Source organism: Acinetobacter sp. TR3 (assembly GCF_027105055.1).
In the GTDB taxonomy this organism is placed as follows: domain Bacteria; phylum Pseudomonadota; class Gammaproteobacteria; order Pseudomonadales; family Moraxellaceae; genus Acinetobacter.
In genome coordinates, this window is sequence record NZ_CP114264.1 from 677,614 (window position 1) to 695,204 (window position 17,591).

Here is a 17,591-nt window from a genome sequence, read left to right on the forward strand (position 1 = left end):
TGTGCCATTATGCTTGCTTATGTCGTGCGTAGACTATGGCAAATGATCCCGACCATGTTGGGCGTCATTCTGCTGATTTTCTTCTTGTTTAACTGGGTGGGGGGAGATCCTGCATATATTTTGGCAGGGAAAATGTCTAGCCCAGAGCAAATCGAAAACATCCGTAAACAATTGGGCGTTGATCAGCCCTATTATGTGCAGCTGTGGATTTTTATTAAACAGATTCTGACTTTCGATTATGGTGCGAGTTGGAGTACGGGAGAGCCTGTATCACAGATTATCCTGACCCGTTTAGGGCCTTCACTGACTTTATTGATTCCACTGACGATTTTACAAACCGTGATTTCAATTATCCTTGCTTTAGCGGTTGCTTCAGTTCGTGGATCACTGACAGATCGTATGGTGATGATGCTGTGTACTATTGGCATGTCGATCAGTATTTTGGTGTATATCATCGTGTTCCAGTATGTGTTGGCATACCAACTCAGTTGGTTCCCCGTACAAGGCTGGAGTGATCAGTTTAGTCAAAACTTATTCCAATATTCTTTGCTACCTATCTTAATCATGTTGGTGGTGAGCATTGCCCCAACGCTACGTTTATATCGAAGCTTCGTCCTAGATGAAATTAACCAAGATTATGTGCGGACTGCGCGTGCCAAAGGTGTGGGGGAGTCTCGGGTACTGAGTGTGCATGTGTTGCGTAATGCATCGATTCCAATTGTCACTGAAGTGATGGCTAGTCTGCCTGCCTTACTGATTGGTGCTTTCCTGATTGAGCGATTCTTTGGTATTCCGGGTATCGGGCGTGAAATTATTATTGCGGTTGAGCGTAGTGATTTTCCTGTAATTAAAGCGATTACCGTATATATCGCTGTTGTGACTATGATTTTTAACTTGATCGCCGATCTGATTTATAAGCTCCTCGATCCTCGCGTACAGTTGAAATAGGAGGATGACAATGCTCAGTACAATTTTTAAAGGCAAATCCTCCTCAAGTGAATCTCCTGCATCAACAGGACTCTGGCAGTTGGCATTGAATCGATTGAAATCAGATCGAATCGCCGTGGTTTCTTTCTTGGTGGTGCTGTTTTATTTCATCTTGCTCGCGTTATCAATGACAGGCGTGATTGCTTCCAATTGGAATAAAGAAGTCGCCGTCAGCTACGCGCCACCAACATTTTTAGGGGTGGATACTGAGTCAGATCAAATGAAAGACAGTAGCCAGAAGATAGCGGCATTACCTGAAAATCCAGTTGATCCATTGAAAGATGTGATTCAACAGCTCAATGCCGAAATTCAGGCTGAACAACAAGGTAACTCAGTCATTGATAATTATGGTGTGGTTGATCCTTTAGCAGAGGATATGCTGCAAATTGATCAACAGCTTGGTGGGCATCTAATTGATCAAAAACAAGAGTTAAAAACCACGTTGCCTTTTGGGGCAGATAAGTGGGGGCAAGATGTGCTGCTCAAAACTATTAAAGGTGCTGAAACCTCAATTCTGGTCGGTTTGTTATCCGCTTTATTGGCGGTGGTGATTGGTACTTTTCTTGGCGCGATTGCAGGTTATTTTGGCGGTTGGATTGATGATGTACTGAACTGGTTCTATAACATCTTCACTTCGATTCCTTATCTGCTATTAGTGCTCGCGATCGCTGCGGTACTCCAACAAAAAGGAATTTTGTCAATTGTTTTGATTTTAGGTCTAACGGGTTGGACTGGGGTATTTCGTTTGGTTCGTGCTGAATATATGAAGCACAAATCGCGTGAATATGTGCTTGCCGCAAAAGCCATTGGTGTTAGCCATTTACGCCGTATGTTTGTGCATATTTTTCCGAATGTCAGTCATATCGCGTTGGTTCAAATTTCGATTCTGGTGGTGTCATTCATTAAGTCTGAAGTGATTCTGAGCTTCCTTGGTTTTGGTGTTCCTGTTGGTGTGGTGTCATGGGGCAGTATGTTGAATGAAGCACAAAGTGAATTGATTTTGGGCAAATGGTGGCAACTGGCTGCGGCATCGATTGCAATGGCTATTCTGGTCACAGCATTCTCCATGTTTACTGATGCATTGCGCGATGCTTTAGATCCTAAGTTGAAATAGCGGAGAGAAAAATATGCAACATCAAAATGAAACACCGCTATTACAAGTAGACGATCTTCAGATCAGCTTTAAAGGCGAAAATAAACAATGGATCGAAACTGTTAAAGGCATTTCATTTTCAATTCCAAAAAATAAAACTGTGGCACTGGTTGGTGAGTCGGGCAGTGGTAAGTCTGTGACTTCATTGGCGGTGATGGGTTTATTACCGAAAGGACAAAGTCAAATTGCAGCGCAAAGTCGTATTACTTTTGAGGGTAAGGATTTACTGAATTTATCTGCAAAAGAAATTCGGAAAATCTGTGGTAAGGAAATTGCCATGATTTTCCAAGAGCCGATGTCCTCGTTGAATCCTGTCTTTACAGTGGGAGATCAAATTGCCGAAGTGCTGTGCATTCATTTGGGCATGGGACGCAAGCAAGCCAGAATACGAGTGCTTGAGTTACTTCGAGAAGTCGGTATCCCTGCACCTGAAACAAAAATAGATGCTTATCCAAGCCAGCTTTCTGGTGGTCAGCAGCAACGGGTTATGATTGCGATGGCAATCGCCTGTGAACCAAAATTATTGATTGCGGATGAACCGACCACGGCATTAGATGTCACCATTCAAAAGCAGATCATTGATTTATTAGAATCCTTACGTCAACGTCATCAAATGTCGATGCTTTTTATTACCCATGATCTAGCACTGGTTGGCGAAATTGCTGATGAAGTGATCGTGATGCGTCATGGTGAAATCCGTGAATGTGGCGCTGTTGAACAAGTGCTGGAACAGCCGAAAGATGTGTATACCCGTGCTTTGTTGCACTGCCGACCACAACTTTCAACACGTCCATACCGTTTACCTGTGACCAGTGATTTTATGAAGCAGGACGAAAATGGACAACTGATTGAATCAACCCATTTGTCCGAATTAAATCTGAAACAGCGTGTCCGTGGTTTGTCTGGTGATGAGCCGATTGTGCTTGATGTTAAAGATCTGAAAAAGTCGTTTTATAGCCGTAAAGGTTTATGGGGGCGAGAGGAATTTCAGGCCGTAAAAGGCGTGTCCTTCCAACTGGCTAAAGGCAAAACCCTTGGTCTCGTTGGCGAGTCAGGTTCAGGTAAAACCACGATTGGTTTATTGCTGATGCGTTTACATGAGGCGACGGGCGGGCAAGCCTTGATTGGTGGAAAAGATATTCTTGCCATGACTGAGAAAGAATTTTCACGGTATCAGCGTAAGATTCAAATTATTTTCCAGAACCCTTATGCTTCACTCAATCCACGCTTTACCATCGGGCAGATTTTATTGGAGCCAATGCGAATTCATGGTATTGGTCAAAATGATGTCGAGCGTAAAAAGATGGCATTGGAACTGTTAGAACGAGTCAGTTTGCCTGCGCAAGCCTATGATCGTTATCCACATGAATTTTCAGGTGGTCAGCGACAACGGATTGCCATCGCACGCTGTCTGACTTTAAAACCTGAGATTTTGATCTGTGATGAATCCGTTTCTGCTTTGGATGTTTCGGTGCAGGCGCAAGTTTTGAATTTATTGCAGGACCTACAGGATGAATTTGGTTTGAGTTATATCTTTATTTCGCATGATTTATCTGTAGTGAAATATATTTCTGATCAGGTGATGGTGATGAATCATGGGGAATTGGTTGAAATTGCCAATTCAGATGAGTTGTATTTACATCCACAACATGAATATACCAAGAAACTGCTGAATGCCATTCCGCAGGGAGTAAGCCATCATCATTAAAATTCAAGCATAAAAAAACGCTCTAATCAGAGCGTTTTTTCATTTTAAAGCCAAGAATTAGAACTTCTTAAAGCCTTTATTAAAACCAATGGTTTTACGACCATTGTTATTGTTGCCATTACCGCTTGGACGTTGCTGTTGCTGTGATTGATTTTGCTCATCGTCACGGCGTTGTTGACGTAAATAACCACCACGACGTGCAGTCAATGGTTTTTCTGCCATTTTTTCAGTACGACGTTTTGCCATACCAAATAAGCCAGTACCTTGACGTGGTTTTAATTCCACTGATTTCGCTAAGTTGTCGATATCAGTTTTATCTAATTCCATCCAACGACCTGTACGTAATTCACGTGGCAAAATGACAGTGCCATAACGGGTACGTAACAAGCGACTTACTTTTAAGCTTTGTGATTCAAAGATACGACGTACTTCGCGATTACGACCTTCTTTAACCACAACTTGATACCAACGGTTGATACCTTCACCGCCAATTTCAGAGAATGATTCGAATTTGGCTGGACCATCTTCAAGCTCAACACCTTTCAGCATGTTATTGCGAATTTGTGGCGTGACTTCACCCATTACACGAACCGCATATTCACGCTCAACTTCGTTTGAAGGGTGCATTAAACGATTCGCAAGTTCACCATCATTCGTGAATAACAATAAACCAGTACTGTTAATATCCAGACGCCCTACCATCACCCAACGATCATTGGCGATTTGTGGTAAATGATCAAATACAGTTGGACGTTTCTCAGGATCATTGCGTGAGCAAATTTCACCCTCTGGTTTATAGTAAATGAGAACACGGCGGCGAATTTCATCTTCAATCTGAAACTGAACTTTACGACCATCGATACGGAGTTCATCTGTAGGTTCAATACGTTCACCCACTTGAGCAATTTTCCCATTGATACTGACGCGACCAGCAGCAATGACTTCCTCCATATAGCGACGTGAGCCTAACCCGACTCTCGCTAAAACCTTTTGTAATTTTTCACTCATGACAGCACAACCTTAGACATAATGATCAACAGTTCACCTCTCAAGACTTCGGTGCATGTGCATCGAGTGTCATGAATGCTTCCTTGGCGTTCTGCAGGGGAGGCAATTGACCTAGCGAAGCTAAACCAAATGCATTTAAAAATTGGGGCGTTGTGACTAACAACGCAGGTCTTCCAGGTAGATCTCTAAAACCAGATTCTTTGATCCAGTTCCAGTCAAATAAGTTTCTCAAGATCTGACTATTATTCGATACACCACGAATCTGTTCAATATCAGCACGTGTAACGGGCTGATGGTATGCAATCACTGCGACTGTTTCGAGTAGCGAGGGCGATAATTTGGTTGGGCGTTCTGGCCAAACCTGCGCAATAATATTGCGATACTTTGCTCGCACCTGAAAACGGAACCCTTGAGCCGTCTCAATTAACTCAATTGAACGGCCATGTTGCAACATCGCAAGTTGCTGCAAAAAATGACGTAATTGTTGTTTATTATATTGGTTTTGAAATGCTTCTTTTAGTCGTGCAAGTGAAACTGGTGAGTCACTGGCGAACAAAATTGCTTCAATCTGTAATAAGACATCGTGATGAATATCTTCAAGTGACATTCCTTCATTGGTGTCAAATGGATCTAAACTCATGCTGCAATGCCTTGAACTGTTAAAGGAGCTTCAATACCTGTATGGATGATTTGAATTTTTTGCTGGCGCGTGAGTTCAAGCACTGCCATAAAAGTCACCACCATGCCCATACGACCTTGCATAGGATTTAATAATTCCATAAAACTTAATGCTTGACCTGATGCAAGTTGGCTTTCAATAAATGCTATACGTTCTTCGAGCAGTACTGGTTCCTGCGCAACAATATGTGTAATCGGTTCTGGACGATTAAACACACAAAATAGTGCATCACGTAAGGCATCGACATCATAACCTTCATAAATTGGAGCAATATGTCCAATACTTACATTGGCACTAAAAGTATCTCTTTCAAAGATTGGCATTTGCCCCAATCGTTCAGCCGCTTGCTTAATACGGAGGTATGTTTCTAAACGATCAATCAAATCTTGTTTAGGATCTTTTTCAAATTGATCAACTATAATTGGTTTTGGAAGCAATAATCGTGATTTCAAATCAGCGAGTAGTGCTGCCATCACCATATAATCTGCAGTTAATTCGATATTCAAAGACTTCATACTATCCATATAGGATAGATACTGTGTTGCGATTGGAGAGATATCGAGTTGTAAAAGATCAAAGCCATTTTTCTGAATCAAATAAATCAGAAAGTCTAATGGTCCTTCAAACTGCTCCAGTAAAATTTCAAATGCGGCAGGTGGAATGTACAAATCTTCAGGTATGACTTCTTGCCACTCGTCAAGCACACGAATGGAAGGAATTAATTCCAAGGTCGAAGGAAGAATTTGATTCATTACCGTTTATAAGCCACGCGAATTTTCAAAAGCATGAAAGGATGATTTTTTTGTGTTCAAGAAAGTGACACATGCTACAAGCAAGCCTATTCTAATCGAAATCCTTCATTTAATAAATTACTCACTTACAAAAACCTTAAAGTTCTCAGGGTATTTTCTATACTTATGCAAGCGAATATGGATGATATAAAAATCTTATGTGATCCTAGCCAAAATAATGGACAGCATGTCCCTCTAAAGATAACGTAACTTCAATCTTTGGAGATCCAAGAAATGGCTAAACGTTTTAGTCCGGAATTTAAACAGCAAGCAATTGATCATGCACTTTCAAACTCCCACGAGCCTATAGCTGCAATCGCCCATAAATTAGGTGTGGGTTATTCAACCTTAGATAAATGGATTCGTGAAGCCAATCCAGTAGGTTCAAGCAAACGTCAACTTTCTCCTGAACAACAGCGGATCTTGGAATTAGAAAAAGAAGTCAAACAGCTCAAGGAAGCCAATGACATCTTAAAAAAAGCGCATGTGTACTTTCTGACAGATCATGCCAAGAAAAGTACACGGTAATTCAAGATATGGATATAAATGAAGTCACTGTGTCTTCTGTCTGTAAATGCCTAGATGTCAGCACTTCAGGCTATTATGCCTGGCGAAAACGCCAGACCAATACAGCGCAGAAATACAATGATTTAAAAGTTGTATATTGGCAGCATCATGCGCGCTTGGGTGCACCGTCATTGGTACATGACATGCGTGATTTAGGTTATCGCATGAGCGAACGTACCGTTGGAAGGATGCTAAAAAAGCTTGGTTTACGTAGTAGGATTGCACGTAAATACAAGCATACGACTGATTCAAACCATCGTTTGTCTACAGCATCAAATTTGTTGGATCGCCAATTTACAGTTACTCAGCCTAATAAAGTTTGGACAACGGATATTACCTATATCCGAACTAAAGAAGGCTGGCTGTATTTATGTGTGATGCTAGATCTATTCAGCCGTCGTATTGTGGGTTGGCAAACCAGCCATCGAATAGACCGCCAATTGGTGTGTGATGCGTTTAATTATGCAATGGCTCGTCAGGGTTATCCAACGGGTGTCATGGTGCATTCGGATCAAGGTAGTCAGTACTGTAGTCGTGATTTTAGGGCGCTATTATTGACGAATAACTGTATTCAAAGCATGTCTAGACGAGGAAACTGTTGGGACAATGCAGTGACCGAAAGCTTCTTCCATACCCTGAAGGGGCATGTAGTACATGGCAGTGTATTTTCTACGAGAAAAGAGGCAAATGCTATCTTGTTTGAGTATATTGAAGTTTACTACAATCGAATCAGAAGGCATTCTGCAAATGGCTGGTTAAGTCCAGAAGCCTTTGAACAGAAATATTTCAAGAATTTAGAGGGATCGGTTGTCCACGATACTGTCTAGGATCAATGCTTAAATCTGCCATTAAACATCATATTTCTAAACTATAAGTCACCATGAAAAATTATTTAAAAACACAACAGAATCAGTTCGGACAAACGATAGGCTTTTCGCTTGAAGAAAATGTGACAGCTTCACCCGTGCAGGGAAAATTATTTGGGCAATACGTTCAGTTGATTGATGTAGCAGATGGAATTACGAATCAGGTCGCAGAACAGTTATGGGAAGTTGTATCCACAGAACCCGATGAGCAATGCTGGACTTATCTGCCATATTCTGCACCACATAGCCAACATAGTTTAAAAGATTCATTAGACAACTTATTCGGCTTTAAAGATTCCACTCACTTTCTAATTCAAGTTGCTGAAGAGATACAAGGTTGGGTTGCTTTGTTAAATCCGAGGCTTGGGCATGGCGTGATTGAGATTGGTAATGTTTATTTTTCACATAAAATGAAAAAATCAAAGGCATCAACTGAAACAATTTTTTTACTGCTAGAACAATGTTTTGCACAAGGTTTTAGACGTATTGAATGGAAATGTGATGATTGTAATGCGCCTTCTAAAGCTGCAGCATTACGCTTTGGTTTTCAATATGAAGGTTTATTCCGCCAAGACAGAATTGTGAAAAACCGAAACCGAAATACCGTATGGTTTTCAATCATTGATGAGGAATGGTCAGACTTGGAGAAAACCTATCAGCAATGGCTGAGTCCTGATAATTTTGATGCGCAGGGTTTTCAGAAACAACGTCTTTCAGAATTTTTTATCGACTAAAGATCAGTGCTTACTCAAAAGCACTGACATCACCCACACCACGACGGACAACTACAGGATTTTCTCCTGATAAATCTACAATACTCGTAGTCGATAAAGTGCCAAAACCACTATCAATAAACACGTCAATTCGTTTGGCCAGTTGATTTTCAATATCATAAGGATCATCAAGCGGATCTTTTTGATCAGGCAAGATCAATGTACTGGTTAATAACGGTTCACCAAGTTCTTGTAATAAAGCTTGTGCAACAGGATTACTTGGAATGCGCAGACCAATTGTTTTTTTCTTTGGGTGCATTAAGCGCTTTGGCACTTCACTGGTGGCAGGTAAAATAAATGTAGTAATAGCAGGGGTATTGGCTTTTAACAGTCTGTACATCGCATTATCGACTTTTGCATAAGTTGCAATATCCGATAAATCACAACACATAATTGCATATTGATGTTTAGGACCTAAGCCACGAATTTGAGCTATTCGCTCCATCGCACTTTTATTCCCAATCTGACAACCAATCGCATAGGCTGCATCTGTTGGATAAACCACAACATCACCCGCACGAATACGCTCAACGGCTTGTGTGATTAAGCGAGCCTGTGGATTTTCAGGATGAATATGTAAATGTAACATTATTATTGTAACTCCCTGATCTTTATGGCTGAATTAAGTATGAAACTTGTTCTAGTAAAGATGCAAGTCTTAGATGTGTTAATTTTGTCATTCAATCAAGTAATTCACGTTTAAATTCATTTAGTTGTAATGGTAAGCCATTACGGGTACAAACACAGATATAGTGAATAAAAAGTGCAGCATCTCGTGGTAAAGTGGCTTCACCTGAAAAATAACGTTGTACTTGAGCAAAAACATTATCTTTAAATTGTGTCCCATTGCCGCTATCACCCGTTAGGTTATCTAAAGAGACACGAAACTTTCGACCAAAGGCTGTTGCAAATAACCATTCAATGGCTTGAGGCTTAATTTCAACTTGTTCAAATAAAGCTTGCTGTTCTGCAGTACGACCATCGGGTGCATACCAATAACCTAAATCAGGTAAAAGGCGACGTTTTTCACCTGAAATACTCCAATGACTAATTTCATGTAAGGCACTGTTAAAGAAACCATGTGCAAATTGGATTTTTGCAGGTTGTTGATTTATCGCTGGGAAATATTCTGGTTCAAAATCACCTTTAACAAGCGTGACATTATGGTGGGAAAACCAATCATTAAAGTGTAAAATAAGCCAATCAACCTGTTCTGGTTCTGTTGTTAACTCTTGCCAAGATGAGCGTTGCACTTGATCTGGTGTTAACATAGGAGCATTGATTGAATGGGGGCTAACAAGTGATGAAGTTGTTACTTCAAGTTGCGGCTGCAACAGATGCATTGCTGTGTTACCACGAGTTCTGTCTAAAGAAGTGCAAAATTGTATCTTAATCTTTGACAGAGTACCGATGAATTTGTAGAATTGCCGCCTTAATTATGTCAGCAAATACTTTTCCAAGCCAAATCGAGCCATTTAAATGGGCTGAACAGGGCTATACATGGTCAGGAACACTGCCATTGTCTCGCTTTGCTCGTATTGCTCGAGAAGCTGTTGGTTCAATTGATGATCAATTGATCAACATAGACTGTAAGCTATCAATGGATGCCTATCATCGCATTGTATGGTTAGATGGACATATTGATACTAAAGTTCCAATGGAATGCCAACGTTGTTTGGGACCTGTTGAAATTGAATTAGTCTCAGAATTTCATTTAGCTTTAATTGATGATGAGTCACTGATAGAGCGATTGGATGAGGATGCTGATTTCATCGTTTTAGGTGAAAGTGAATCGTCGAAAAAAGGGAGTATTGATACACCTGCTTCGATTGATTTACTCGCATTACTAGAAGATGAATTGTTATTGTTGATGCCTTTGTCTCCCAAACATGATGTTTGTGAGCATAAACATCAACCTGTCGTTCAGGACGTTGTCGAAGAAAAACGGGATAATCCGTTTGATGTTTTGGCAAGTTTGAAAGGCAAACTTAACTCATAACACAAATTGTGTTATCCTGTTGAGTTAAGACAACTGAATTTGTTCTGATCCATTTTTCGATCTTTGTAAGGAGCCATCATGGCCGTTCAGCAAAACCGTAAAAGTCGCTCTCGCCGTGACATGCGCCGTTCACATGACGCTTTAACCGAGAATGCATTATCTGTAGACCAAACTACTGGTGAAACTCATCGTCGTCACCACGTGACTAAAGACGGTATTTACCGTGGTCGTCAATTATTCGCTAAAGCAGCTGATGCTGAATAATTGAGTTATATGCATTAAGCGTTAGCTTAAAGTATAAAAAAAATGGGAGCGAAAGCTCCCTTTTTTGTTGTTTTTCGCAATTAAAAAACGATTTAATCAATGGTAAATTGCCGCATCGGAAAAGAGTCTGTTGTCATTCTCATCTAGAATCATGAGGGTTGATAAAACTGGCGATAGACCATTTTAAGGATTTTTATATGTCGACTAAGCGACTTGAGCAGGCTGCTCAAGCAACAAAAACAGCATTTGTTTTTCCTGGTCAGGGTTCACAAAAAGTAGGGATGTTGGCTGAGCTTGCAGAGCAGTTTAGTGTCGTTCGAGATACCTTTGCAGAAGCATCAGCAGCACTTGGTTTCGATCTTTGGCAGATTGCCCAAAGTGGTGAGGGTTTAGATCAAACTGAAAATACTCAACCAGTTCTGCTAACAGCAAGTATTGCCTTATGGCGTGTATGGTTAGAGTTAGGTGGTATAGCACCGAAATACTTGGCTGGACATTCTTTGGGAGAATATAGTGCGCTTGTTGCAGCAGAGGCAATGACTCTAGCTGACGCGGTTAAATTAGTCCATTTACGCGGAAAATTGATGCAGAGTGCTGTTCCTCAAGGTACAGGCGCAATGGCTGCAATTCTTGGTTTAGCCGATGAGAAAGTGATCGAGCTTTGCCAAAAAGTGAATGTAACTGCGGCTGGTCAAGGTTCGGTTGAAGCGGCGAATTATAATGCGCAAGGTCAGGTGGTGATTGCAGGCAGTACAGCTTTGGTTCAGCAAGTCATGGCTGAAGCAAAAGAGCAATCAGGTAAAGCGATTGCATTGCCTGTTTCTGTTCCGTCACATTGTACCTTGATGAAACCAGCAGCAGAAAAGTTTGCTGAAGCTTTGGAACAAACTGCCATTGAGCTACCCCACCTTCCTGTAATACAAAATGTCAACGCGGAAATCGCGACAGATGTTGCTCAATTACGACAGGCATTGACGGCTCAGTTATATCAGTCAGTTCAATGGACACGTACCATGCAATATCTTCAAGATGAAGGTGTGCAGTATGTGGTTGAATGTGGACCAGGTACAGTACTCAGCAATCTTGCCAAGCGATTACCCAACATAGAAAAAGCATTTGCGATTGATAGCAAAGCACGTATGGAAGATGCCCTAAACGCAGTGTTAGTGGCAGAAGGAAAAATTGCATGACACAACAACGAAAAGTTGCGTTAGTGACAGGAGCAAGCCGTGGTATTGGCGCAGCAATTGCACAGCAACTCATTCAAGACGGTTATTTTGTGGTAGGCACCGCAACTTCTGAATCAGGTGCGCAAAAACTGACAGAAAGCTTTGCTGAACATGGAGCAGGTGCTGTACTCGATGTTCGTGATGGTGCAGCGATTGATGCACTTGTATCAGATATTGAACAGAAATATGGTTCAGTACTGATCTTGGTGAACAACGCAGGCATTACCAAAGATAACTTGTTGCTTCGTATGTCGGAAGATGATTGGGACGATATTCTCAACATTCACCTCAAAGCCGTTTACCGCTTATCTAAGCGTGTATTGAAGGGCATGACCAAAGCACGTTTTGGCCGCATTATTAACATTAGTTCAGTGGTTGCACATTTTGCCAACCCTGGACAGGCGAACTACTCAGCAGCAAAAGCAGGGATTGAAGCATTCAGTCGTAGCTTAGCCAAAGAGATGGGGAGTCGTCAGATTACAGTGAACAGTGTTGCACCTGGTTTCATTGCCACTGAAATGACTGATCAGTTAAGCGAAGATATTCGTAAAAAAATGACTGATCAAGTAGCTTTAAGTCGTCTAGGTGAACCTCAAGATATTGCTGATGCAGTGAGTTTCTTGGCTAGTGATAAGGCTAGTTACATTACTGGTACAGTTTTACACGTAAATGGTGGGCTATACATGGCCTAACTGGCGATGTATAAACTTTTAAAAGTTTTTATATTCAATTAAACTAGTGGCAAATTAAAACGCCACAAGCAATGAGGAGAATTCCTGTGAGCGATATCGAACAACGCATCAAACAAGCTGTAGCTGAACAATTAGGTATGCGTGCCGAAGAGATTAAAAACGAAGCATCTTTTATGGATGACTTAGGTGCTGACTCTTTAGATTTGGTTGAACTTGTAATGTCTTTCGAAAATGATTTTGACATCACGATTCCAGACGAAGATTCTAATGAAATCACGACTGTTCAATCTGCAATTGATTATGTAACCAAAAAACTTGGTTAATCATATCGCATGATTAAAAGCCACCTTTTCGGTGGCTTTTTTATATGTTCAACTTTTCATATGAATAGATGTAAAAATATCTTACAAGAAAAATAAACGATAAATATGAGAATAATTTATTTAGATGTATAAAATTTACTCTATTTAAAATAACTTACTAAATCATAAAAACAAAAGGAAACTTTATGAATATAGACAACCGTATTAAACAAATCATCATTGAGCAGCTTGGTGAAGATGAAGATGAAGATGAAGATGAAGATGAAGATGAAGATGAAGTTGTACCAAATGCAACTTTTATAGATGATTTAGGCGCTGACTCTTTGGATGTTGTTGAGCTGATTATGGCTTTTGAAGAAGAGTTTGGTATTGAGATTCCAGATGAAGAGGCAGAAAAAATTCTCTCAGTCCGTAATGCTATTGATTATGTGGCAGCTCATGTAGGAGAAGATAGTTAGATTTAAGCTAAGAAAAAGCTGATTTTTTAGATATTTAATTTTATGCTTGAAAGAATAAATACATATTTTTACAAGAAAAAATAAACTATTAATATGCAAATAATTTATTTGAGTGTATAAATTTTATGCTATTAAAAATAATTTATTAGATCATAACAACAAAAGGGAATTTTATGGATATCGCAAAACGTATTAAAGAAATCATCATTGAAGAATTGCGTGTGGATGAAGATGAGGTTTTGCCTAACGCATCTTTTACAGAGGATTTAGGTGCTGATTCATTGGCTGTAGTTGAACTCATTATGGCTTTGGAAGGAGAGTTTGGTATTCAAATTCCATATGAAGAGGCAGAGAAAATTATCACAGTTCGATCTGCAATTGATTATATGGCGAATATTGTGGGAGAAGATGCGTAAATTGCATGATGCTTTGAGCTGATCGAAAGCAGCATGGAGTCATTTTTGTGGTTCTCTATGAAGAATTAACTTAAAAATATACATAGATTTACAAGACGTACTTATGATGATAATTGCGTCAAGTCAAGAAGGCGCGCTATGCGCCTTTTTATAGAATTCAAATATGATTTAATAATTGTTTAGGAAGTTTATCCATTAATTGTAAAAAAGGCGTTGGGCTTTGTAATGCTCTAGATAAGATTAAAGCCCCTTGAATGCGTATCACGGTATCTTGTGCCCGTTCTAAAGCTTGATCCTCTGTCATTCCTGCATCTTGTAAAACGAGTGCAATGTTTTCAATCAATCTTAAAAAGACAGGTTGGATTTGAGGTAAGAAGATTTGGTGAGCTTCACTCAAGGTCAAAACTGCCAAAATGCATCCCACATGACCATTTTCGTACACCTGCTTCAATGAATTTGTTAAAGCTTCTAAGCGTTCAATGGGCGGGGTACTGCTTTGTAGATGAGTAAAAATATTGTCTTCGCGCCATTGTTCTAAATAGCTCAAAACCTCTTGTGCCATTTGTTGTTTCCCATTTGGAAAATGATGGTACAAACTGGCTTTACCTAAACCTGTACGTTCTGAGATTTTAGATAAAGATGCACCTTCATAGCCGTATTCTCTAAAAATACTTAACAAAGATCGAATCAATGTCGGTTTATCCATAAAAAATTACTCAGATCACTTGTTTTTGTACCGATCGTTCGGTACAGTAAAACTATAACCACAAAAGAAGATGACAATCAAACTTTATAATACTGTAATCTCAGGAAATTGTTAAAAAATCAGATTGTTACTTTCATTTCTGAATTTAGACTACGAAAAAGTCTCTATAAATTTACTTCATCAAGAACAAAAAACGGCAGAGTTTCTAAAGCTCAATCCTTTAGGGCAGATTCCTGTTTTAGAGGATCAGGGGAGATATATCCATGATTCACAGGCAATTTTATGCTATCTAGCCAAAACATATGATGCTCATCAGCTTTGGTTTCCACAAGAAACAATCGCAATGACACGTATTTTAGAGTGGTTGTTTTTTGCTAACCAAAGAATTGCTTCTAGTTTATCGGCAGCTCGGGCATTTCATTTGATCAAGAAACCGAATATTGATATCGAGCATGTCACTGTGATGTCACATGCATCATTAGCAGTGGTGAATCAACATTTAAAAACAAGACATTGGTTGGTTGGTGAATCAGCTACGATTGCAGACATTGCCTGTTACCCCTACATCGCTTTAGCGCATCAAGGAAACATTGAATTAGATCAATATCCAGATGTTCAAGCTTGGCTAGCACGTTTCCAACAATTACCGCATTTTATTGAATTAGATGAATAATAGGTTGATGATGAAAAAAGTGGTTATCACTGGAGCAAGTCAAGGGATTGGGCAAGCAATTGCCCAGAAATTCTTAGATCAGCATTATGAAGTGCATAATATTTCTCGCCATGTACCACAATATTCACATCCTAATTTACATCATTGGCAAGCAGATATGCTGCATTATGATCAGCTTGAGAACGCAATTCAGCAGATTGGGCAGTTTGATGTGCTGATTAATAATGCAGGCTATATGAATACACTTACAGCAAGTTCATATACATGGGAAGAAATGCAAAAAATTATGAATGTAAATCTGATTCATACCATGCAATTGAGTATAGATGTGGCTGAGAGTGTGTTTAAAACACAGCAATCTGGGCGCATCATTAGTATTGCATCAATTGCAGGGCAAATGGGACATCCTGATATTTGGTATGGAATTTCAAAAGCAGGGTTGATAAATGGGATGCGTAGTTTAGCTTGAAGTCATGCCCAGTATCATATTCAAACCTTTAGCCTCGCACCTGGTCCTGTTGAAACTCAGATGATGCAAAAGATTCCGATTGACAGACAGAAACGTTTAAAAGAAGCCACTTTGAATCAGCAGTTTTGCCAAGCACAAGAAATTGCAGATATGGCATTTTGGTTAGCGGATGCAGCACCCAATTGTTTAAGTGGTGAAGTTTTTGATTTGAATAATGGTGTGAACTATCGTTAGTGTATCTTGAGCAAATGAATAGAAACCTGCATATTTCTATTCATTGCCACTAAAGTATTAAAAGCGTTTTGGAACCTTTTGCCCATTGGGTACAGGTGTCTCAGCCTGTTTTAATACGCCAAACAACCATGTTTCGGCATGTTGAACGGCGATTTTTAAAGAATCGCCTAAAGCCAAACGCCCTGCAATGAAGCTTGCCAAAGAACAGCCTGAACCATGATATTGACCTTCTAAACGAGGGCAATGGCTTTCAGCAATCATTTTGCCGTCAGTATAAAGTACATTGCGAATATGATCAGGTGTATCTTCATGTCCACCTTTCACCAATACCGCTTTTGCGCCCATTTCAAATAATTTTTGAGTGGCTTGCTCAATATCATCAATACCTGTTAAGGCTCTTAATTCAACGGTATTGGGGGTGATCACGGTTGCCAATGGAATTAATTCAACAAATGCTTTAACTAATGTTGCTTGATCACCGAGTGAACCTCCGCTATTTGCCACTAAAACTGGATCGAGTACATATAGATAATCTGGATGTTGACCTAAAAACTCAGCTAAGGCTGCGATATTATCGGTTGTACCCAGCATGCCTGATTTTACACATTTAATGGGTAAATCACCCACTACCGCATTTGCTTGAGCAAGTAGTAACTCTTTTGAAGTGGCTTCAAAACCAAACACTTGTTGCGAATTTTGAATGGTTAAAGCAGTACAAGCAATTGCTGCATGTGCGCCACTTTGCCCAATTGCTTCAATATCTGCTTGTAAGCCAGCACCACCCGATGGATCTAAACCTGAAAAACATAGTACGGTAGGACGCACAGCCATTTCCTTTTATTCTCTCATTTAGGCTAGTATATGGGAGTTTCGAGAAACTCTCGACTATGTTATGTAAGGCTTTAAGAGATTGAACGAATGACGATCAAAAATATTCTGATTGATTTAGATGGGACTTTAACTGACCCTAAAGCGGGTATTCATCGCTCAATTCGTTATGCTTTAGAAAAATTGGGTCATCCTTTAGCCGATGAGGTTGATTTGGATTGGACGATTGGACCTCCGTTGAAAGCTTCTTTGGCAAAGTTATTAAATACTCAGGATGATGATTTTGCTGAACAAGCGTTACTTGCTTATCGCGAGCGTTTTTCAGTGACTGGCTTATTTGAAAATGAAGTCTATGCAACAGTCGTAGAAACGTTGCAACAGTTACAAGTACAAGGTTATCAATTATTTTTAGCGACAGCAAAACCGACTGTTTATGCGAAACGCATTTTGGCTCATTTTGAATTAGATCAATATTTTACTGAAATGTATGGTAGTGAATTAACCGGTGAGCGTACCAATAAAGCTGATTTGATTGCTTATATTCTGGAAAAAGAGCAGTTGGATGCACGGCAATGTATCATGGTGGGCGATCGCCAATATGATGTGATTGGTGCGCGTGCCAATGGTATTGAAACCATTGCTGTAAATTATGGTTATGGAACAGCAGAAGAACTCGTTCAGGCACAACCGATTGCCCAAATCTCACAATTCAGCCAATTGATCAGCAAAGTTGATGAACTTAATGTGGAACGAAAAGTTTCATAACCA

General features: G+C 39.9%; 21 protein-coding genes and 1 pseudogene. 15 read left to right on the top strand and 7 right to left on the bottom strand.

Features of this window, described 5'->3' with window-relative positions; translation table 11 throughout:
* Positions 1–9: 9 nt before the first annotated feature.
* The 3 genes from O1449_RS03210 to O1449_RS03220 are packed head-to-tail and all read left to right on the top strand — an operon-like array spanning position 10 to position 3,848.
* Positions 10–948, top strand: a complete 939-nt coding sequence (locus O1449_RS03210) for an ABC transporter permease (RefSeq protein ID WP_269239156.1) — start codon at positions 10–12, stop codon at positions 946–948.
* A 10-nt stretch (positions 949–958) separates the two neighbouring features.
* The gene (locus tag O1449_RS03215; RefSeq protein ID WP_269239157.1) at positions 959–2,101 is read left to right on the top strand and encodes an ABC transporter permease; all 1,143 of its coding nucleotides are present in this window, start codon (positions 959–961) and stop codon (positions 2,099–2,101) included.
* A 13-nt stretch (positions 2,102–2,114) separates the two neighbouring features.
* Positions 2,115–3,848 carry an ABC transporter ATP-binding protein gene (locus tag O1449_RS03220; protein WP_269239158.1) on the top strand — a complete coding sequence of 578 codons (1,734 nt, stop codon included), beginning with the start codon at positions 2,115–2,117 and terminating at the stop codon, positions 3,846–3,848.
* A 57-nt stretch (positions 3,849–3,905) separates the two neighbouring features.
* Here the strand turns inward: O1449_RS03220 and rluB are convergent, their stop codons facing one another.
* Genes rluB through O1449_RS03235 form a run of 3 tightly spaced genes read right to left on the bottom strand, consistent with a single transcriptional unit; the run spans position 3,906 to position 6,287 of the window.
* On the bottom strand, positions 3,906–4,856 hold the full coding sequence (gene rluB, locus O1449_RS03225; protein ID WP_269229736.1) for a 23S rRNA pseudouridine(2605) synthase RluB: 951 nt from the start codon (positions 4,854–4,856) through the stop codon (positions 3,906–3,908).
* A 40-nt stretch (positions 4,857–4,896) separates the two neighbouring features.
* Positions 4,897–5,496: an SMC-Scp complex subunit ScpB gene (scpB, locus tag O1449_RS03230; protein WP_004663573.1), complete on the bottom strand. Its 600-nt coding sequence runs from the start codon at positions 5,494–5,496 to the stop codon at positions 4,897–4,899.
* Complete coding sequence (locus tag O1449_RS03235; RefSeq protein ID WP_269239159.1) at positions 5,493–6,287, bottom strand: segregation and condensation protein A; 795 nt, start codon at positions 6,285–6,287, stop codon at positions 5,493–5,495. Before O1449_RS03235 ends, scpB begins: the two co-directional genes overlap by 4 nt.
* Before the next feature lie 273 nt (positions 6,288–6,560).
* Between O1449_RS03235 and O1449_RS03240 the strand changes: the two genes are divergently transcribed.
* Positions 6,561–7,720, top strand: a protein-coding gene (locus O1449_RS03240) for an IS3 family transposase (RefSeq protein WP_269238047.1) whose coding sequence is annotated in 2 segments (ribosomal slippage) — positions 6,561–6,795 and positions 6,795–7,720 — 1,161 coding nt in all. Because the reading frame shifts where the segments join, the coding sequence is not laid out codon by codon here.
* A 53-nt stretch (positions 7,721–7,773) separates the two neighbouring features.
* On the top strand, positions 7,774–8,493 hold the full coding sequence (locus O1449_RS03245; RefSeq protein ID WP_269239160.1) for a GNAT family N-acetyltransferase: 720 nt from the start codon (positions 7,774–7,776) through the stop codon (positions 8,491–8,493).
* A gap of 10 nt (positions 8,494–8,503) precedes the next feature.
* Here the strand turns inward: O1449_RS03245 and O1449_RS03250 are convergent, their stop codons facing one another.
* Both O1449_RS03250 and O1449_RS03255 read right to left on the bottom strand, forming a co-directional pair.
* Positions 8,504–9,121: an L-threonylcarbamoyladenylate synthase gene (locus tag O1449_RS03250; RefSeq protein ID WP_269229739.1), complete on the bottom strand. Its 618-nt coding sequence runs from the start codon at positions 9,119–9,121 to the stop codon at positions 8,504–8,506.
* A 91-nt stretch (positions 9,122–9,212) separates the two neighbouring features.
* Complete coding sequence (locus tag O1449_RS03255) at positions 9,213–9,875, bottom strand: elongation factor P hydroxylase (protein WP_269229740.1); 663 nt, start codon at positions 9,873–9,875, stop codon at positions 9,213–9,215.
* Between the two features lie 95 nt (positions 9,876–9,970).
* On the opposite strand from O1449_RS03255, the gene O1449_RS03260 reads away from it, so the two are divergent.
* From O1449_RS03260 to O1449_RS03290, 7 genes are all read left to right on the top strand, one after another.
* Positions 9,971–10,531 (top strand): YceD family protein, encoded by a 561-nt coding sequence (locus O1449_RS03260; RefSeq protein ID WP_269239161.1) that lies wholly within the window; start codon positions 9,971–9,973, stop codon positions 10,529–10,531.
* A gap of 78 nt (positions 10,532–10,609) precedes the next feature.
* Positions 10,610–10,795: a 50S ribosomal protein L32 gene (gene rpmF, locus O1449_RS03265; RefSeq protein ID WP_004638135.1), complete on the top strand. Its 186-nt coding sequence runs from the start codon at positions 10,610–10,612 to the stop codon at positions 10,793–10,795.
* Between the two features lie 197 nt (positions 10,796–10,992).
* Entirely contained in the window at positions 10,993–11,985 is a 993-nt protein-coding gene (gene fabD / locus O1449_RS03270; RefSeq protein ID WP_269239162.1) for an ACP S-malonyltransferase, read from the top strand.
* Positions 11,982–12,716 (top strand): 3-oxoacyl-ACP reductase FabG, encoded by a 735-nt coding sequence (fabG, locus tag O1449_RS03275; RefSeq protein WP_004663557.1) that lies wholly within the window; start codon positions 11,982–11,984, stop codon positions 12,714–12,716. Before fabD ends, fabG begins: the two co-directional genes overlap by 4 nt.
* An 86-nt stretch (positions 12,717–12,802) precedes the next feature.
* A complete protein-coding gene (acpP, locus tag O1449_RS03280) occupies positions 12,803–13,039 on the top strand; it encodes an acyl carrier protein (RefSeq protein ID WP_004655272.1) in 237 nt (78 codons plus the stop codon).
* A gap of 185 nt (positions 13,040–13,224) precedes the next feature.
* Positions 13,225–13,497 (top strand): acyl carrier protein, encoded by a 273-nt coding sequence (locus O1449_RS03285; RefSeq protein WP_269239163.1) that lies wholly within the window; start codon positions 13,225–13,227, stop codon positions 13,495–13,497.
* A 173-nt stretch (positions 13,498–13,670) separates the two neighbouring features.
* Positions 13,671–13,913, top strand: a complete 243-nt coding sequence (locus tag O1449_RS03290) for an acyl carrier protein (RefSeq protein WP_269229744.1) — start codon at positions 13,671–13,673, stop codon at positions 13,911–13,913.
* A gap of 157 nt (positions 13,914–14,070) precedes the next feature.
* On the opposite strand, the gene O1449_RS03295 is transcribed toward O1449_RS03290, so the two are convergent.
* The gene (locus O1449_RS03295) at positions 14,071–14,619 is read right to left on the bottom strand and encodes a TetR/AcrR family transcriptional regulator (protein WP_269239164.1); all 549 of its coding nucleotides are present in this window, start codon (positions 14,617–14,619) and stop codon (positions 14,071–14,073) included.
* Between the two features lie 118 nt (positions 14,620–14,737).
* Here O1449_RS03295 and O1449_RS03300 point away from each other — a divergent pair, with 118 nt between their 5' ends.
* Complete coding sequence (locus O1449_RS03300) at positions 14,738–15,292, top strand: glutathione S-transferase family protein (protein WP_331276184.1); 555 nt, start codon at positions 14,738–14,740, stop codon at positions 15,290–15,292.
* A gap of 10 nt (positions 15,293–15,302) precedes the next feature.
* A pseudogene (locus O1449_RS03305) lies at positions 15,303–15,995 on the top strand (SDR family oxidoreductase).
* 57 nt (positions 15,996–16,052) lie between these two features.
* Here O1449_RS03305 and O1449_RS03310 read toward each other — a convergent pair.
* Positions 16,053–16,820, bottom strand: a complete 768-nt coding sequence (locus O1449_RS03310; RefSeq protein ID WP_269230410.1) for a hydroxymethylpyrimidine/phosphomethylpyrimidine kinase — start codon at positions 16,818–16,820, stop codon at positions 16,053–16,055.
* A gap of 93 nt (positions 16,821–16,913) precedes the next feature.
* Between O1449_RS03310 and O1449_RS03315 the strand changes: the two genes are divergently transcribed.
* Positions 16,914–17,588 carry an HAD-IA family hydrolase gene (locus O1449_RS03315; protein ID WP_269229747.1) on the top strand — a complete coding sequence of 225 codons (675 nt, stop codon included), beginning with the start codon at positions 16,914–16,916 and terminating at the stop codon, positions 17,586–17,588.
* Positions 17,589–17,591 lie beyond the last annotated feature (3 nt).

Bases quoted from the DNA above. Each gene is read 5' to 3' on its own strand.
- O1449_RS03295 (WP_269239164.1), bottom strand. From the start codon at position 14,619: ATGGATAAACCGACATTGATTCGATCTTTGTTAAGTATTTTTAGAGAA.
- O1449_RS03215 (WP_269239157.1), top strand. From the start codon at position 959: ATGCTCAGTACAATTTTTAAAGGCAAATCCTCCTCAAGTGAATCTCCT.
- O1449_RS03235 (WP_269239159.1), bottom strand. From the start codon at position 6,287: ATGAATCAAATTCTTCCTTCGACCTTGGAATTAATTCCTTCCATTCGT.
- scpB (WP_004663573.1), bottom strand. From the start codon at position 5,496: ATGAGTTTAGATCCATTTGACACCAATGAAGGAATGTCACTTGAAGAT.
- O1449_RS03260 (WP_269239161.1), top strand. From the start codon at position 9,971: ATGTCAGCAAATACTTTTCCAAGCCAAATCGAGCCATTTAAATGGGCT.
- O1449_RS03290 (WP_269229744.1), top strand. From the start codon at position 13,671: ATGGATATCGCAAAACGTATTAAAGAAATCATCATTGAAGAATTGCGT.
- fabG (WP_004663557.1), top strand. From the start codon at position 11,982: ATGACACAACAACGAAAAGTTGCGTTAGTGACAGGAGCAAGCCGTGGT.
- O1449_RS03210 (WP_269239156.1), top strand. From the start codon at position 10: ATGCTTGCTTATGTCGTGCGTAGACTATGGCAAATGATCCCGACCATG.
- O1449_RS03315 (WP_269229747.1), top strand. From the start codon at position 16,914: ATGACGATCAAAAATATTCTGATTGATTTAGATGGGACTTTAACTGAC.
- fabD (WP_269239162.1), top strand. From the start codon at position 10,993: ATGTCGACTAAGCGACTTGAGCAGGCTGCTCAAGCAACAAAAACAGCA.
- O1449_RS03255 (WP_269229740.1), bottom strand. From the start codon at position 9,875: ATGCATCTGTTGCAGCCGCAACTTGAAGTAACAACTTCATCACTTGTT.
- O1449_RS03250 (WP_269229739.1), bottom strand. From the start codon at position 9,121: ATGTTACATTTACATATTCATCCTGAAAATCCACAGGCTCGCTTAATC.
- O1449_RS03220 (WP_269239158.1), top strand. From the start codon at position 2,115: ATGCAACATCAAAATGAAACACCGCTATTACAAGTAGACGATCTTCAG.
- O1449_RS03285 (WP_269239163.1), top strand. From the start codon at position 13,225: ATGAATATAGACAACCGTATTAAACAAATCATCATTGAGCAGCTTGGT.
- rluB (WP_269229736.1), bottom strand. From the start codon at position 4,856: ATGAGTGAAAAATTACAAAAGGTTTTAGCGAGAGTCGGGTTAGGCTCA.
- O1449_RS03245 (WP_269239160.1), top strand. From the start codon at position 7,774: ATGAAAAATTATTTAAAAACACAACAGAATCAGTTCGGACAAACGATA.
- rpmF (WP_004638135.1), top strand. From the start codon at position 10,610: ATGGCCGTTCAGCAAAACCGTAAAAGTCGCTCTCGCCGTGACATGCGC.